A 15,064-nucleotide genomic window follows, 5' to 3' on the forward strand; every position below is an offset into this window, starting at 1 on the left:
CCTGCTGACGTTTCCTGTCAGCCTGACTAAAGAGAGGCAGCCACTTCGGTACCCTGCCGGATGGCGCGCTTGGCATCCAGTTCTTCCGCCAGATCAGCCCCGCCGATCAGGTGCGCTTTGACTCCCCCCTGCGTAAGCTGATCAAAAAGCTCCCGATAGGACTCCTGGCCCGCGCAGATGATCACGTTATCCACCGGCAACACTTTGCTCTCTCCGGATTTGCCATCCTTGTCTGTCAGGGTGATGTGCAGCCCCTGGTCATCAATGCGGTCGTAACGGCATCCTCTGAGCATCTCCACGTCCCGGTGCTTCAGGCTGCTGCGGTGCACCCAACCTGAGGTTTTACCCAGGCCGGCGCCTACTTTTCCTGTTTTGCGTTGCATCAGGTAAATCTTGCGGGGAGACGCGGTTGCCTCCCGCTCCGCCAGGCCGCCGGGGCCCTCAAACGCAGGGTTCACACCCCACTCGGCCTGCCAGTCGGCCACACTCACCTGCTCGCCCTCGGGCTGTTTGCCAAAGTCGTGAGTCAGGAACTCGCTGACATCAAAGCCGATGCCGCCAGCTCCGATCACTGCAACGGTCTTGCCCACCGGTTTGTTATGGCGAAGCACGTCGAGATAACCCAGCACTTTCGGATGGTCGATGCCGTCAATCTTTGGTGTCCGGGGTTTTACGCCGGTGGCAACGACGACATCGTCAAAGCCCTGCTCAACAAGGTCTGAAGCCTCCACACGGCTTTCAAGCTTAAGGTCAATCTCCAGCAACTCTATCTGGCGCTGGAAGTAGCGCAGGGTCTCGTAAAACTCTTCCTTGCCGGGTATGCGCTTGGCGTAATTAAACTGGCCACCAATTTTGTTGTCGGCTTCGAACAGGGTCACCTTGTGGCCACGTTTGGCGGCGGTGGTTGCCGCTGCCAGGCCCGCCGGCCCGGCACCGACCACGGCCACCCGCCTCACCACCGGGGCAACGGTAAGCACCAGTTCAGTTTCGTAACAGGCCCGGGGATTAACGAGGCATGAAGCGCGCTTGGCCTGGAACACATGGTCCAGGCAGGCCTGGTTGCAGGCGATACAGGTGTTGATTTCATCGCTACGCCCCTGCTCTGCCTTGCGGACAAACTCGCTGTCGGCCAGTAACGGGCGAGCCATGGACACCATGTCGGCCTTGCCGGCGGCAAGGATCTCTTCGCCTTTCTCCGGCGTGTTGATGCGGTTGGTGGTGCACACCGGAATGTCCACCTCGTCGTAGAACTTGGCCGTAACATCGGCAAAGCCACCACGGGGCACCGAAGTGACAATGGTGGGAACCCGGGCCTCGTGCCAGCCAATGCCGGTATTGATGATGGTGGCACCGGCCTGTTCGATGGCTTTGCCCAGCGTCACGATCTGGTCCCAGGTCTGGCCGCCCTCCACCAGGTCCAGCATGGACAACCGGTAGATGATGATGAACTCCGGCCCTACGGCCTCACGCATGCGGCGCACGATCTCCACCGGCAGGCGCATGCGATTCTCGTAGGGCCCGCCCCACTTGTCAGTTCGCTTGTTGGTACGTTCGCACAGGAACTGGTTGATGAAGTAGCCTTCGGAGCCCATCACTTCAACGCCATCATAGCCGGCGAATTTGGCCAGCTTGGCGGCGTTGACGAAATCGTTGATCTGCCGCTCAACGCCCTTGGTCGACAGGGCCCGAGCCTTGAACGGGCTGATCGGCGCCTTGGTTGCCGAGGCAGACACAATCAGCGGCTGGTAACCATACCGGCCAGCGTGCAGTAGCTGGAGGCAGATCTTCCCGCCCGCCTCGTGCACTGCACCGGTCACATGGCGATGCAACAAGGCTGTTGCCCGGTTATTCATGGTTGACGACAAAGGCGCCAGCTGGCCAACCAGGTTGGGCGAAAAGCCTCCCGTTACCATAAGGCCAACGCCACCCTCGGCGCGTTCAGCAAAATACCGGGCAAACTTGTGAATATTCCAGAAACGGTCTTCCAACCCGGTGTGCATGGAACCCATAAGCACACGATTCTTCAGCTCGGTGAAGCCAAGGTCGAGCGGTTTCAGCAAGTTAGGGTAATTCGCAGTCATGATACAGGTCGCCAGAGTGTGATGAATGAACGCTGACTGAGATTAGCACACCCTCTACGACCAAGGTATTACCCGGCGGGAACCTTCTGCTTTATTTACCGTCAGACGGCACCGGTTGCGGAGCACGGTTTACCTTGCCTTTGATCAATCTGTCAGATAGTCTTTCTGGCACCTATAAAGGGCTAAACCATAGATATTCCCTATCAATGAATATCCTGCACCCCGGTGTCGGCATATCGCCGCGGTGCCCAAATGGAGCTTTGACGCACATGCTGTTAGCTGTGTTATCCGGCTTTTTGCTGGCAATTGCCGCCCCTTTCCTACACCGGGTTGCGGGCAAATACATTGGGTGGGTGCTGGCACTTTTGCCGGCAAGCCTTGCGGTTTACTTCAGCACCTTTCTTTCTCAGGTTCAGGATGGGCCGGTGCTGCTGGAGTATCAGTGGCTGCCAGGCCTCGATATCTCCCTGAACTTTCTTGTTGATGGCCTCTCGCTGACGTTTGCCTTACTGATCAGCGGTATCGGTACGTTTATTCTGATCTATGCCGGTTCTTACCTTGCCGGCCACAAGTATCTGGCCCGCTTCTATGTGATCATGCTGTCGTTCATGGCATCGATGCTCGGGCTTGTGCTCTCGGACAACCTGATTACCTTGTTTGTGTTCTGGGAGCTGACCAGCATCACCTCTTACATGCTGATTGGCTTCAACCACGAAGATCTGGATGCCCGAAAGTGTGCATTGCAGGGTCTGTTTGTGACAGTGGCCGGCGGCCTTGCGCTGATGGCCGGGCTGATCATGCTGGCCATAATGACTGGCAGCTACTCCCTCGCGGAAATCCTGGCATCCAGTGAGCCGCTGCATCAGCATGTTTTCTACACGGGTGCCGTGCTTTGCATACTCGCGGGCACCTTTACCAAGTCGGCGCAGGTGCCCTTCCATTTCTGGCTGCCAAACGCCATGGCGGCGCCGACTCCGGTCTCCGCTTTCCTGCACTCCGCCACCATGGTCAAGGCCGGCGTTTATTTGATGGCCCGGCTGAACCCCTCACTGGGTGAAGGTGAGCTGTGGAGCCTGATGCTGATGGGCTTCGGCGCTGCCACCATGTTTACCGGTGCCTGGCTCGCGTTTGGCAGTACCGGCATCAAGAAGATTCTGGCCTACTCAACCGTGATGGCCCTTGGCACCCTGACCATGCTGATCGGTGTTGGCACAGAACTGGCCATGACCGCCTTTATCTGTTTCCTGGTGGCCCACTCCCTATATAAAGGCGCGCTGTTCATGCTCGCCGGTGCCCTGGATCATGAAACCGGCACCAAAGACATCACGCTGATGGGTGGCTTGCGCAAATCCATGCCCGCGACAGCGACTATTGCCGCCTTCGCAGCCCTGTCCCTCGCAGGCCTGCCTCCACTGTTCGGCTTTATTGCCAAAGAGTTGATGCTCGAAGCGCTGATTGACGCGCCGGTCTGGAGTGGTGTGCTGCTCTTCGTGACGGTTGCCTCTGCCATGCTGATCGTTGGCGTAGCGGGTCTGGTTGCTATCAAACCCTTCTTTGGCGCCAAGGGAGATACGCCGAAAACGCCTCACGAGGCACCGTTTGGCATGCTCATCGGCCCAGCGGTGCTGACCATTATCGCACTGGTTTTCGGCCTGCTGCCCTTCATCCCGGAGAATGCCCTGCTGACCGCTGCGGTTGCCTCGGTATATGGCAGCCCGGTGGATTTCTACCTGGCCCTCTGGCATGGCATTAACGCACCGCTGATGCTCTCCGCAGCCAGCCTGGTCGTTGGCCTGTTGCTGTTCAAGGCCTGGCCGCGCATTCAGCCAACACTATACGCCATTAACTACGCAGGCGGTCGTGTCGGCCCGGAGGCGGGCTACTTCAAGTTCATGGAATGGATTACCGTAGTGGCAAGTTGGCAGACCCGGATGCTGCAGAACGGTGTACTGGGCATCTACATGCTGGTTATGGTTGCCGTTACCTTTGGTCTGGCGGGCTACACCATGCTGGACCAGTATGGCGTGCATTTCACACTTAACCTGGCCGACAGCCACTTTTATGAATGGGGCATTGCGCTCTTGCTGGTCGCGTCTGCGGCGTTTGCCAGCGGCACCCATTCCCGCCTGGGCTCCGTGGCGTCCATGGGGGTTCTGGGCTTTGGCGTAGCACTCACGTTCATCCTGTTCAGCGCACCGGACCTGGGCATCACCCAGCTACTGGTGGAAACCCTGACAGTGATCCTGCTGGTTCTGGTTCTGTTCAAGCTTCCGGAGTTCGTCAACCTGTCTACACCTTTCCAGCGTTATCGGGATCTGGCGGTGGCAATCTTCGGTGGCGTTGTTATCACCCTGATGATTCTGGCGGTGCTGGACATTCAGTACTTCGAATCCATCTCCTCCTATTACGTTGAGAACAGTGCCCCCCTGGCCTATGGCCGGAACATTGTGAACGTAATTCTGGTGGACTTCCGGGCACTGGACACCTTGGGTGAGATCTTCGTGCTGGCACTGGCTGCCCTGGGCGTGTTCTCCATGCTGAAACTGAAAGCGGAGGATCAGCACAAGCCATGAAATCCAACACCATGATTCTGCATACCGCGGCCTTGCTAATCATGCCGCTGCAACTGATGTTCTCGATTTTCCTGCTTTTCCGTGGTCACGATGAGCCCGGTGGCGGGTTCATTGGTGGGCTGGTTGCCTCTGGCGCGTTTGTGCTCTATGCCTTTGCCTTTGGCGCGGAAGCCACCCGTCGGCTTCTTCGGGTTGGCCCGAGAGACCTGCTGGCCGCCGGCCTGCTGATGGGGCTGGCATCCACACTACCAGCATTTTTCTCAGGCCAACCCATGCTGACAGCCCACTGGTGGGACTTACCGCTGCCCGGTGAAGCCTACCTGAAGCTGTCCACACCGCTGATTTTTGACATTGGCGTCTATCTTGCCGTTCTTGGCACCATCATGACCTTTGTGGTTGGCCTGATGGAGTCCGAAGAATGATCTTTTTCCCAGAGCAGAATTCCGGAGGATCTCTATGGAGAGCCTGATGGCGTACGTAGTGGGCATCATGTTCACTGCGGCCTTTTACATGATGCTCAGGCGGTCCATCGTCAAACTGGTTATCGGTTTGATGATACTCAGTAATGCCGCCAACCTGCTGATCTTTGTTGTGTCCGGCATGACCCGTGGCGCGCCGCCGCTGATTGCGGAAGGCGCCAGCGCCCCGGCAGGCATGATTGCAGATCCGTTGCCCCAGGCCCTGATCCTGACTGCAATCGTGATTGCCTTTGGTGTGTTGGCCTTCGCCGTGGTTCTTATCCGCCGAGCTTACGAAGTGGTTGGAACCGATGACCTGGACCAGATGAAGGATACGGACACTTGAGCCCGGAAATCATTCTTCCTGTATTTATTCCCCTGACGGCTGGCGCCCTGTCGCTGGCACTGTGGCGGTCGATTCGCTATCAGCGCATTCTGGGTGTGCTGGCCAATATCCTGTTGCTGTGGAGTGGCATCTGGCTACTGATGTCCACCACCGACCAGGGCTTTGTGACCATGGAAATGGGCAGTTGGCCGGCACCGTTCAGTATTGTGTTTGTGGCCGATGTTCTAGCCGCCATCATGATCGTACTGACCGGGATTATCGGCCTGGCCATCGCTATCTACTCGCTGGCGTCCACGCCCCGGGGCCATGAAAAGTTTGGCTACTACCCGCTGATGCACCTGTTGCTGGCCGGCGTGGCTGGCTCTTTCCTGACCGGCGATATCTTTAACTTGTTTGTCTGGTTTGAGGTCATGCTGCTGGCCTCCTTCGCCCTGCTGACCCTTGGCGGTGAGCGAGCGCAAATGGAAGGGGCCATCAAGTACGTCACCCTCAACCTGTTCTCGTCTGCAATTTTCCTGTCTGCGGTGGGCCTGCTCTACGGCATGGTGGGTACCTTGAACATGGCGGACATCGCGCAGAAAATTGGACAGGTGGAAGACACCGGCATGCTAACGGTGGTTGCCATGATGTTCATGGTGTCGTTTGGCGTAAAAGCGGCGGCGTTCCCGCTGTTTTTCTGGCTGCCAGCGTCTTACCACACACCCCAGGTAGCGGTTTCAGCGCTGTTTGCCGGCCTGCTCACCAAGGTGGGGGTGTATGCCCTGTTCCGGATGTTCACCCTCGTTTTCACCCAGGATGTCGAGTACACCCACAACATCCTGCTGTGGGCGGCCACCCTGACCATGCTGACCGGTGTTCTGGGCGCGGCAGCGCAGTTCGAATTCCGGCGCATCCTGTCGTTCCACATCGTCAGCCAGATTGGCTACATGATGCTGGGCCTGGCCTTGTTCACCCCGCTGGCCATCATCGGCGGTGTGTTCTACATCATGCACCACATCATCGTGAAGACGAACCTGTTCCTGGTCAGCGGCTTTACCTATCGCCTGCTGGGCAGCTATGAACTGAAAGACCTGGGCGGTGTTTACAAGTACCGCCCGCTGCTAGCGGTGCTGTTCCTGATCCCGGCCCTCTCTCTGGCGGGCATTCCACCGCTGTCAGGTTTCTTTGCCAAGTTTGTGGTGATTCGCGCCGCACTGGAGGCAGAAGCCTACCTCGTCACCTTTGTGGCCCTGCTGGTTGGCCTGTTGACGCTCTACTCAATGATCAAGATCTGGGCAGAGGTGTTCTGGAAGAAGGTACCAGACCACGTCAGGAATACCGAAGAGCTCAAGGGCAAGCTGAACGAAAAACACGCCTGGGCCTACTATCTGCCAATGGTTGGCCTGGCCATCTGCACCCTGATTATCGGCCTGTATGGCCAGCCAATCTATGAGCTGGCAGAGATGTCTGCCGAGCAGCTGATGAACCCGCAGCTCTACATCGAAGCGGTGTTGGGAGGTGATCAGCCATGATCGGATTTTTCTGGAACGTTTGCCTGGCACTGGCCTGGGTAGCCCTGAGCGGTTCGTTCACCGCCTGGAATCTGTTTGCGGGCCTGTTCTTCGGTTACCTGGCGTTGATGGTGCTGCAGAAGCATGTTCCCGCGCTGAAGGGTTATTCCCGGCGACTACCGAGACTGATTTCCTTTTCCCTGTTTTTCATCAAGGAGCTGGTCAAGGCCAACTTCCGGGTGGCGTACGACGTAGCCACCCCCGTCTGGTACATGAAGCCCGGCGTTATTGCCTTTGAGATGGAAGCACACACCGACGCGGAAATCATGTTCCTGAGCAGTTTTATCTCGCTGACCCCCGGCACCCTGAGCCTGGACGTCTCCGATGATCGGCGAGTGCTCTATATTCACGCCATGTTCCTGCAGGATGAGGAGCAGTTGCGCAAGGATCTCAAGGAACTTGAGTTCCGGATTCTCAAGATCATGCGCTGAGGAGCCCAAACGTGCTGGATGTTGTTATCAATATTGTCTATTTCATGCTGTCGGTGGCCCTTCTGTTCGGGTTTATCCGGTTGATTAAAGGGCCATCATTGCCCGACAGGGTGGTTTCTCTGGAACTGATCGCCTCTATCGTGGTCGGTTACGTAGGGGTGCACGCCATCGATACCGGCGTGCCCAGCCTTCTGGATGTTGCCATTGTTATTGCCCTGACAGCGTTCCTGACGGCCGTTGGTTTTGCCCGGTTCCTGGAGCGAGGAGGACCCAAAAGTGAGTGAACTGATAGTTGCCATATTGCTCCTGACGGGTGCCAGCTTCATGATTCTGGCTTCTGTGGGCATCCTCCGGCTTCCGGACCTGCCCACCCGAATGCACGCGTCGACAAAGGCCGGTGCCATGGGTGCCATGATGACCATGGCCGGTGTGGCGGTGTATTTCGCGGATGTGGTGGTGTTTACACGGGCGTTCGCGATTGTGATTTTTATCCTGATCACCGCGCCGATTGCCGCCCATGTGATTGGCCGGGCAGGCTACTTCCTGGGCACACCACTTTGGGAAGGCACAGTGAAGGATGAACTCAAAGATAACTACGACGACAAAACCCACAAGCTGTACAGCGGCTTTGAACCCGCTCCGGAAAGCGTGATCCCGCCCAAGCACGAAAAGCGCAGCGAGGATGACGAAGACTGAACAAACAAGAACAGCCATCCAACAAGACGTCGAAGAGGTGTAGACCATGGCACAAACCCGCATTCTCCCCGCGGCCGACAACGCTTATCAGTACCCCCTTCTGATCAAACGGCTTCTGCTGTCTGGCCCCCGCTATAACCCGGACCAGGAAATCGTTTACGCCAACCGCAGCAAGTACACCTATACCGACCTGGTAGAGCGCATCCACAAACTCGCCAACGCCCTGACAGACGCGGGCGTAAAGCCCGGCGACACCGTTGCCGTCATGGACTGGGATACCCCACGGTACCTGGAATGTTTCTTCGCGATTCCGATGATCGGTGCCATTCTGCACACGGTTAATGTGCGCCTGTCACCGGAACAGATTGTTTACACCATGAACCACGCGGAAGACGATGTGGTGCTGGTACATGACGACTTTATGCCGATCATCGAAGGCGTCAAAGACGAAATCAAAACCGTCAAAACCTGGATTCAACTGACCGACAGTGACGGTGCCAAAGCAACGTCTGTCGATACCCACGGCGAATACGAGGCCTTGCTGGCCAAAGCCGACAATCAGTTCGATTTCCCGGACTTTGACGAAAACAGCGTGGCCACCACGTTCTACACCACGGGCACCACCGGCAACCCCAAAGGCGTGTATTTCAGCCACCGGCAGTTGGTACTGCACACACTGGCCATGACCGGCACCATCGCTCACTTCGATGAAATGCCGCTGCTGCGTTCATCCTCCGTGTATATGCCGGTCACCCCCATGTTCCATGTTCACGCCTGGGGTGTGCCCTACGCAGCCACGATGATGGGCATCAAGCAGGTTTACCCGGGCCGCTACGAGCCAGAACTGTTGGTTGACCTGCTGAAAACGCACAAAGTGTCTTTCTCGCACTGCGTGCCCACCATTATGCAGATGATGATGGCCACCGAGTCCATCAAAACGGCCGACCTCAGCAACTGGCATGTACTCATTGGCGGCAGCGCCCTGACCAAAGGCCTGTGTGACGCTGGCGCCAGACTGGGCATCAAGATGTTCACCGGCTACGGCATGTCGGAAACCTGCCCGCTGCTGAGCGCCACCCACATGAAGCCGGAAGATCTGGAGCTACCGCTTGAGCAGCAAACGGCTATCCGGGTGAAAACCGGCATTGCCGTACCGTTGGTTGACCTGGATATTGTCGACCCTGATGGCAACCCGGTTGCCCACGATGGCGAAGCCAAGGGCGAAGTGGTTGCCCGGGCACCGTGGCTGACCCAGAGCTATTTCAAGCAGGCTGACAAGGGCGAGGAACTCTGGGAAGGCGGCTGGTTGCACACCGGTGACGTGGCGAGTATGGAGCCAGACAACACGCTGACCATCAAGGATCGCATCAAGGATGTCATCAAGACCGGTGGCGAGTGGCTTTCCTCGCTGGACCTTGAGAACCTGATCAGCCAGCACCCGGCCGTTGCGGGTGCCGCTGTGGTTGGCGTGCCCGATGAGAAATGGGGCGAGCGGCCGCATGCCCTGGTGACACTCAAACCCGGTGAGCAGGCCGGCGTCGAGGACATCCAGAGCCACCTGAAACAGTTCGTGGAGAGCGGCGAGATCAACAAATGGGCAATCCCGGAGCAAATTGATTTCGTGGAGGATATCCCCAAGACCAGTGTTGGCAAAATCAACAAGAAGTTGATTCGAGACCAGCTCAAGGACTGACCACCTCCGATCTAAAAAAGCCGGCCACTGCCATGCAGTCGCCGGCTCTTTTGTGCCCGGAGATCAGAGCCCGGAGAACGTGAAGTCAACCTCGGGTTTACGCCCTGCCACAACGTCTGCCAATGCCGCTGCGGAACCACAGGAGTGAGTCCAGCCCAGGGTGCCATGGCCCGTGTTCAGGTACAGGTTGGCAAAATGGCTTTTCCCGATATAGGGCACGTTCGAAGGCGTTGCTGGCCGCAGGCCAGTCCAGAACTCGGACTTGTCCCAGTATGCGGCTTCCGGCATCAGTTCCGCTGATCTTCGCACGATAGCCCGGCACCGAGTGTAGTTCAGATCCCGGGTATAGCCATTGAGTTCAGCCGTACCAGCCACCCGTATCCTGTCCCCCAGTCGCGAATAGACCAGTTTGTACTCGTCATCGGTCAAACTGACATTGAACGCCGCGTCCGGGTTCTTGACCGGCACGGTGATTGAGTAGCCCTTGGCGGGGTAAATGTTCAGGAATAGCCCCAGTTTGCGGGCCAGGATGGCACTGAAGCTGCCGAGACTCAGCACATAGCTGTCCGCGCGAAGGATCTGGTGTTTGCCTTCGTTAACGACCTGCACGCCCAGAATACGGTCACCGGCGCGATCAAAATCCAACACCTCGGTCCCGTACACAAACGTTACGCCGGCCTCCTCACAACGCTTTGCCAACGCCTGGGTGAAGGCCCGGGCATCACCACTTTCATCATCGGCAGTGTATGTGGCTCCGGCAATTCGATGGCGCACTGGCTGTAATGCTGGTTCAATCTGCACCGCCTGCTCCGCATCGATCACCTGTCGGTCACAGCCAAGCTCACGCATGATCCGGGCTGGCTCCATGGCCGCATCAAACTCTGCAGGGTTGGTGTAGAAATGAAGGATACCTTTCTCGAGGTGGTCGTATTCGATACCCACATCTCTGCGCAGTGCCTGCAGGCAGTCCCGGCTATAGGTGCCCAAATTAACCATCTGGCGAATGTTATGGGCTGCCTTGGCTGAGGTGCACTGGGTCAGGAAAGACAAGGCCCAGCGCCATTGGTAGGGATCCAGTCGGGGGCGGAATAACAGAGGCGCATCCGGCTGAAACAGCCACTTCAGTACCTTGACAGGCGCCGAGGGATTGGCCCAGGGTTCGGCATGAGACACAGAAATCTGGCCACCGTTGGCATAACTGGTTTCCAGGCCTGACTGGCTCTGGCGGTCGACTACCGTTACCTGATGGCCCTGCTGGTGCAGATACCAGGCCGAGGTAACTCCTACGACACCGGCCCCTAGAACCAGTACATGCATGCGCGCCTCCTCTGAATCGTTGTCTGTAGTGAAACCTCAGCCTCCGGATTTTTTTACCGTCCATCCTTTCTGCTGAAGCAAGGGCACGAGAATATCCCGTTGGTCTCCCTGAATTTCCACCACACCGTCCTTCACTGTACCACCTGTGCCGCATTTGGCTTTTAGCACTTTGGCGTAGGCCTTCAGGTCTTTGTCATCCATCGGGATACCAGTGATCAGGGTGACCCCCTTACCTTTTCGCCCTTTGGTTTCCCGGCTGACCCGAACAACGCCGTCACCCGACGGCCGTTCCGGCTGCCCGCAGGTACAATCAGCGACCGGGTTCCGACACTCCGGGCACATGCGCCCCTGCTCTGTGGAGAAAACCAGGCCGCCTTCCAGCTTTTTCATTCCCATACACCAGCCTCTGCCTGTTGATCAGTTCAGGCCGGGAGGGTATTTGGAAAACATTTCCGAGACAACCTCGTCAATCAACTTGCGCCGGGTTTCCGGTGACTGGTTTTCGTTCAGGTAACGGCGGCTCGCAGCACGCCAAACCACCTCTGAGGAACGTCTATCAGCCAGTTCGACAACCAGCTTGCCCTCGGTGATTTCCCGAACCGGTGGCGGAGCCGATACGCCCCAGCCAAAGTTGCCTCTTCCGAAACCGAAGCCAAGCCCTACACCCACTTGCTCCAGGCGCTCTTCCGGAACGATCTGCCAGGTAACCAGCAGGTCAGCCTCCGTATCAGGAACCCGCTTCATTGCTTTGCGGGTCATTTCGCGCTCTATCGCGGCACGAACCCGACTGTCATCCAGCGACGTGAAGCCGGAATCCTGTTGTCCCGGTGCATATGCCCAACTGGTGAAGTTTCCGAACACTGTCGCCGAGTTGTAGTCGGTAACCACGTTGCTGGCGCAGCCGGTGATAAATGCGGCCATCACCGCTATGATAAACATTCGCATGGTCTTCTCCTGCGTTAAACACTCATATGGTCCAGTATACGCCCGACCGGGCACTTTCAGTTTGCCACCCGGTTCAGGTTTCCAAACGGTAATCCAGCTTTTGCGCATCGCAGAACGCAGCGAACTCTGTCGCACGGGCTTCAGGTACCGACACCAGCGCATTGACCCGGTTACTGTACTGAATCGATTCAATGTGGCCTTCATGGCCTTCACACCAGTGCCGAAGTGGCTGTTCGTCTGCAAAACCCAGAACCACCTCTGCCTGCACCCGGATCTGCTGTATGGTCCGGCCCACCTCCGATAACACGCTCTCTGCCGCGCCGGCGTAGGCGCGAACCAAACCGCCCGCACCCAGCTTGATGCCCCCGAAGTAGCGGACAACGATCACCAGTACGTCCCCCATGTCCTTGTGCTGGACCACGTTCAGGATGGGCTTGCCGGCAGTACCAGAGGGTTCGCCATCGTCATTCATGGCGGCTTCGGCCGCCGAACCGGGCCGGCCAATCTGGTAGGCCCAGCACACATGACGGGCGTCCGGGTAGTCCCGGTGGGCACGGGCAACGTGTTCCCTGACCTCATCACGGGAGCTTACCGGATACACCCGGGCGATGAAGCGGCTCTTCTTCACTTCCGTTTCTCGCTCAAGGTATCCTGAGGGTACAGGGTAATCTTTACTCATGGAGCAACCTATGACCTCCGAAGATAACGATCAAAACAGTCCTGGCACCGCTGCCCCGGCAAAAATACGCAAGGCGGCCTGCGGCATTCGCTTTGATGAGGACGAGCTGCTAGAAGGCATCGACTTCTCAGCCGCTGAACGCCTTAAACCCGAAGGTGAGCCAAAACCTGCCAAAAGGCAGTCAACCACCGATAAAAACGGGTAGCCGGATGGTCACCTGCAGGCCACCCTCGGAACGGTTCCGGGCCGAGATTGCGCCATCGTGAGCGTTGACAATGTCCCGGGCAATGGCCAGCCCCAATCCCCACCCCTTACCGCCCCGGGATTTATCAGCCCGGAAAAACGGCTCGAACAACTGTTGCAATAACTCGTCTGGTGCGCCGGGGCCATCATCGGCAATATCCAGCTGTATGCTGCCATCCACCAACGCTAATGATGCGTGCACGGATTTCCCCGGTGGCGTGTGGTCCAGCGCATTCTGTAATACGTTATCCAAAGCTCGCTGCAATAACCCCGAATCCCCAAGCACCGACACCGCTCTGGTGTCGTCAGCTGCGGTGAGTTTACAGTCCACCCCACGGTGTTCGGCGTAATCGGCCGCATCCCGCAGCACCCGGTTCATCAGCGCCAGAGGTTTCACCGGCTCACGTTCCATCGAGCCACCGTTCTCGGACACCCGGTAAAGGGTCAGAATTTGTCCGGTCATGGTTTCCAGCCGCTCGTTCTGGCGCAGGATGCTGTCCATGAGTGCGGGGTCGGCACCGCCGTCACTGGCAAGTTCAATGGCAACCCTCTGTCGCGCCAGCGGCGTTCTCAGGTCATGGGAAATATCACGCAGCAGGTGGTTCTGGCGTTCCAGTAACTGACACAGCCGATCGGTCATGGCGTTAAAAGCACTGGCCAGCTGACCGACTTCGTCCCGGCGGCGGGCAATCCGGTTTGGAACCCGCAACTGGGTGTCGCCATCCGCGATTGCCTTTGCCGTCGACTCCATGTGGCGCAAAGGCCTGGAAACGAATCGGGCAATCCACCAACAAGCCAGAGAGATCAGCACAAAAGCCAGTCCAAGCTCGACAAAGCGGAAGAATTTAGGGTCTAGCCAGCCATCACTGCCCATACGCGGCCAGGCAACCAGTTGATAGCCTTCGTCCAGAGTGATGACCGCAGGCTTGTTGGGATACCAGCCCGACTGGATGCGTTCCCGAATCTGGCGTGGCAACCGGTGATGTCCCTCTTCTTTTTCGATCAGCATCAGGTGCAGGTCAAGGCGTTCGCCTTCGGCTCTCAGAAAACGCCACATCGCCCCGCGATCTTCTCCCAAGCGCAGGGCCAGGGCTTCCCGGGCCAGCTCATGCAATCCTACCTGGCGCTCAATGGCCTGGCGTTCCCGGTCCAGCAGATACCGGGTTGCGAGATTGCTGGCCACCACGGTAACCGCCATGGCGAGCCAGATTGACAGGAAAATACGCCAGAACAAGGGGAACATAAAGCGCTTCATACAGCAGGCACCCGGTAGCTGTAACCCAGGCCTCGTATGGTTTCGATTCGAGGAGGATCATCATTGCCGAGCTTCTTGCGCAGGTTGCTGATGTGCATGTCCAGAGTACGATCGTAGGCTTCCAGCCTGCGGCCAAGGGCCCACTGCATCAGGTCGGTTTTGCGCACCACACTGCCGGCGTGGGCCAGCAACACCTGAAGCACCTCGTATTCGGTCGCTGTCAGTTCCAGGGGCGCATCATCCTGATATATTCGCCGTTGGCCGGGCTCCACCCGCAGGTCCCCGTAGGTGCGGTTGGCGTCCACATCGGATTTCTGGTCCCAGGCGATGCGGCGAAGCAGCGCCTGCAGGCGGGCAACCAGCTCGCGGGGATTGCAGGGTTTCGGGATGTAATCATCGGCGCCCACCTCAAAACCGACAATACGGTCGGTCTCGTCGCCCCGGGCGGTCAGCAGAATCACCGGCAGGTGGGTTTGCCCACGAAGTTCGCGCAGCACATCCAGGCCATTGATGTCTGGCAACATGATATCCAGAACCACAATATCGCAATCCTGCCCCAACGCCAGGGCCAGGCCATCCCGGCCATTGGCCGCTTCCCGTACCGTGAATCCCTGATTGGTCAGGTATCTGGCCAGCAGTTCTCTCAGCTCGTCATCGTCTTCGATCAACAATACCCGGTTCTGCATGCTGCTCTCTCGTCTGTTATACGGCCACAGTCTAGCACGGCCGCCAGAGGGTTCTGATCTACCACGTTTTTTCTTTACCGAACCTTTACAACGCCCTGACACCATCTGACT

At 57.8% G+C, this 15,064-nt stretch carries 16 protein-coding genes; 9 read left to right on the forward strand and 7 right to left on the reverse strand.

The genetic code is table 11. The features are described 5' to 3' along the window. Positions 1-26 precede the first annotated feature (26 nt). Positions 27-2,081 carry an FAD-dependent oxidoreductase gene (locus tag ACNSOI_RS13965; RefSeq protein WP_420194312.1) on the reverse strand — a complete coding sequence of 685 codons (2,055 nt, stop codon included), beginning with the start codon at positions 2,079-2,081 and terminating at the stop codon, positions 27-29. Positions 2,082-2,350: 269 nt separating this feature from the next. On the opposite strand from ACNSOI_RS13965, the gene ACNSOI_RS13970 reads away from it, so the two are divergent. From ACNSOI_RS13970 to ACNSOI_RS14005, 8 genes are read left to right on the forward strand one after another with little or no spacing between them, the layout of a single operon-like run. Continuing rightward, positions 2,351-4,654: a putative monovalent cation/H+ antiporter subunit A gene (locus ACNSOI_RS13970; protein WP_061333099.1), complete on the forward strand. Its 2,304-nt coding sequence runs from the start codon at positions 2,351-2,353 to the stop codon at positions 4,652-4,654. Continuing rightward, entirely contained in the window at positions 4,651-5,076 is a 426-nt protein-coding gene (locus ACNSOI_RS13975) for a Na+/H+ antiporter subunit B (protein ID WP_061333098.1), read from the forward strand. Before ACNSOI_RS13970 ends, ACNSOI_RS13975 begins: the two co-directional genes overlap by 4 nt. Before the next feature lie 34 nt (positions 5,077-5,110). Continuing rightward, positions 5,111-5,458: a Na+/H+ antiporter subunit C gene (locus tag ACNSOI_RS13980; RefSeq protein ID WP_058092148.1), complete on the forward strand. Its 348-nt coding sequence runs from the start codon at positions 5,111-5,113 to the stop codon at positions 5,456-5,458. Continuing rightward, on the forward strand, positions 5,455-6,969 hold the full coding sequence (locus ACNSOI_RS13985) for a Na+/H+ antiporter subunit D (RefSeq protein ID WP_072676621.1): 1,515 nt from the start codon (positions 5,455-5,457) through the stop codon (positions 6,967-6,969). Before ACNSOI_RS13980 ends, ACNSOI_RS13985 begins: the two co-directional genes overlap by 4 nt. Then, complete coding sequence (locus ACNSOI_RS13990) at positions 6,966-7,439, forward strand: Na+/H+ antiporter subunit E (protein WP_061333096.1); 474 nt, start codon at positions 6,966-6,968, stop codon at positions 7,437-7,439. The genes ACNSOI_RS13985 and ACNSOI_RS13990 overlap by 4 nt, the downstream gene beginning before the upstream one ends. Before the next feature lie 11 nt (positions 7,440-7,450). After that, complete coding sequence (locus tag ACNSOI_RS13995) at positions 7,451-7,723, forward strand: monovalent cation/H+ antiporter complex subunit F (RefSeq protein WP_058092151.1); 273 nt, start codon at positions 7,451-7,453, stop codon at positions 7,721-7,723. Continuing rightward, positions 7,716-8,135, forward strand: a complete 420-nt coding sequence (gene mnhG, locus ACNSOI_RS14000) for a monovalent cation/H(+) antiporter subunit G (protein WP_072676620.1) — start codon at positions 7,716-7,718, stop codon at positions 8,133-8,135. The genes ACNSOI_RS13995 and mnhG overlap by 8 nt, the downstream gene beginning before the upstream one ends. A 46-nt stretch (positions 8,136-8,181) precedes the next feature. Further along, the gene (locus ACNSOI_RS14005) at positions 8,182-9,828 is read left to right on the forward strand and encodes a fatty acid--CoA ligase (protein WP_420194313.1); all 1,647 of its coding nucleotides are present in this window, start codon (positions 8,182-8,184) and stop codon (positions 9,826-9,828) included. Positions 9,829-9,891: 63 nt separating this feature from the next. Here the strand turns inward: ACNSOI_RS14005 and ACNSOI_RS14010 are convergent, their stop codons facing one another. The 4 genes from ACNSOI_RS14010 to ACNSOI_RS14025 form a co-directional block, all read right to left on the reverse strand. After that, on the reverse strand, positions 9,892-11,145 hold the full coding sequence (locus ACNSOI_RS14010) for a D-amino acid dehydrogenase (protein WP_106694938.1): 1,254 nt from the start codon (positions 11,143-11,145) through the stop codon (positions 9,892-9,894). Between the two features lie 36 nt (positions 11,146-11,181). Continuing rightward, positions 11,182-11,541: a translation initiation factor Sui1 gene (locus ACNSOI_RS14015; protein ID WP_106694937.1), complete on the reverse strand. Its 360-nt coding sequence runs from the start codon at positions 11,539-11,541 to the stop codon at positions 11,182-11,184. 21 nt (positions 11,542-11,562) lie between these two features. Next, a complete protein-coding gene (locus ACNSOI_RS14020; protein WP_061333091.1) occupies positions 11,563-12,090 on the reverse strand; it encodes a DUF4136 domain-containing protein in 528 nt (175 codons plus the stop codon). A gap of 73 nt (positions 12,091-12,163) precedes the next feature. Then, on the reverse strand, positions 12,164-12,769 hold the full coding sequence (locus ACNSOI_RS14025; protein ID WP_061333090.1) for a YigZ family protein: 606 nt from the start codon (positions 12,767-12,769) through the stop codon (positions 12,164-12,166). Positions 12,770-12,779: 10 nt separating this feature from the next. Between ACNSOI_RS14025 and ACNSOI_RS14030 the strand changes: the two genes are divergently transcribed. Then, positions 12,780-12,974, forward strand: coding sequence for a hypothetical protein (locus ACNSOI_RS14030; RefSeq protein ID WP_061333089.1), 195 nt, complete (start codon positions 12,780-12,782; stop codon positions 12,972-12,974). Here ACNSOI_RS14030 and ACNSOI_RS14035 read toward each other — a convergent pair. After that, complete coding sequence (locus tag ACNSOI_RS14035; protein ID WP_286251187.1) at positions 12,951-14,267, reverse strand: sensor histidine kinase; 1,317 nt, start codon at positions 14,265-14,267, stop codon at positions 12,951-12,953. The genes ACNSOI_RS14030 and ACNSOI_RS14035 overlap by 24 nt on opposite strands. Next, on the reverse strand, positions 14,264-14,953 hold the full coding sequence (locus ACNSOI_RS14040) for a response regulator transcription factor (RefSeq protein WP_286251189.1): 690 nt from the start codon (positions 14,951-14,953) through the stop codon (positions 14,264-14,266). Before ACNSOI_RS14040 ends, ACNSOI_RS14035 begins: the two co-directional genes overlap by 4 nt. Between the last annotated feature and the right edge of the window lie 111 nt (positions 14,954-15,064).

Origin of the sequence: Marinobacter sp. GH_1 (genome assembly GCF_048595985.1) — a bacterium.
Lineage (GTDB): Bacteria > Pseudomonadota > Gammaproteobacteria > Pseudomonadales > Oleiphilaceae > Marinobacter > Marinobacter shengliensis.

What these genes read in the sequence shown, in the direction of transcription:
- ACNSOI_RS14040 (WP_286251189.1), bottom strand. Translation starts at nt 14,953, where the DNA reads ATGCAGAACCGGGTATTGTTGATCGAAGACGATGACGAGCTGAGAGAA.
- ACNSOI_RS14025 (WP_061333090.1), bottom strand. Translation starts at nt 12,769, where the DNA reads ATGAGTAAAGATTACCCTGTACCCTCAGGATACCTTGAGCGAGAAACG.
- ACNSOI_RS14020 (WP_061333091.1), bottom strand. Translation starts at nt 12,090, where the DNA reads ATGCGAATGTTTATCATAGCGGTGATGGCCGCATTTATCACCGGCTGC.
- ACNSOI_RS14005 (WP_420194313.1), top strand. Translation starts at nt 8,182, where the DNA reads ATGGCACAAACCCGCATTCTCCCCGCGGCCGACAACGCTTATCAGTAC.
- ACNSOI_RS13980 (WP_058092148.1), top strand. Translation starts at nt 5,111, where the DNA reads ATGGAGAGCCTGATGGCGTACGTAGTGGGCATCATGTTCACTGCGGCC.
- ACNSOI_RS13975 (WP_061333098.1), top strand. Translation starts at nt 4,651, where the DNA reads ATGAAATCCAACACCATGATTCTGCATACCGCGGCCTTGCTAATCATG.
- ACNSOI_RS13970 (WP_061333099.1), top strand. Translation starts at nt 2,351, where the DNA reads ATGCTGTTAGCTGTGTTATCCGGCTTTTTGCTGGCAATTGCCGCCCCT.
- ACNSOI_RS13965 (WP_420194312.1), bottom strand. Translation starts at nt 2,081, where the DNA reads ATGACTGCGAATTACCCTAACTTGCTGAAACCGCTCGACCTTGGCTTC.
- ACNSOI_RS14015 (WP_106694937.1), bottom strand. Translation starts at nt 11,541, where the DNA reads ATGGGAATGAAAAAGCTGGAAGGCGGCCTGGTTTTCTCCACAGAGCAG.
- ACNSOI_RS14030 (WP_061333089.1), top strand. Translation starts at nt 12,780, where the DNA reads ATGACCTCCGAAGATAACGATCAAAACAGTCCTGGCACCGCTGCCCCG.
- ACNSOI_RS14010 (WP_106694938.1), bottom strand. Translation starts at nt 11,145, where the DNA reads ATGCATGTACTGGTTCTAGGGGCCGGTGTCGTAGGAGTTACCTCGGCC.
- ACNSOI_RS13990 (WP_061333096.1), top strand. Translation starts at nt 6,966, where the DNA reads ATGATCGGATTTTTCTGGAACGTTTGCCTGGCACTGGCCTGGGTAGCC.
- ACNSOI_RS14035 (WP_286251187.1), bottom strand. Translation starts at nt 14,267, where the DNA reads ATGAAGCGCTTTATGTTCCCCTTGTTCTGGCGTATTTTCCTGTCAATC.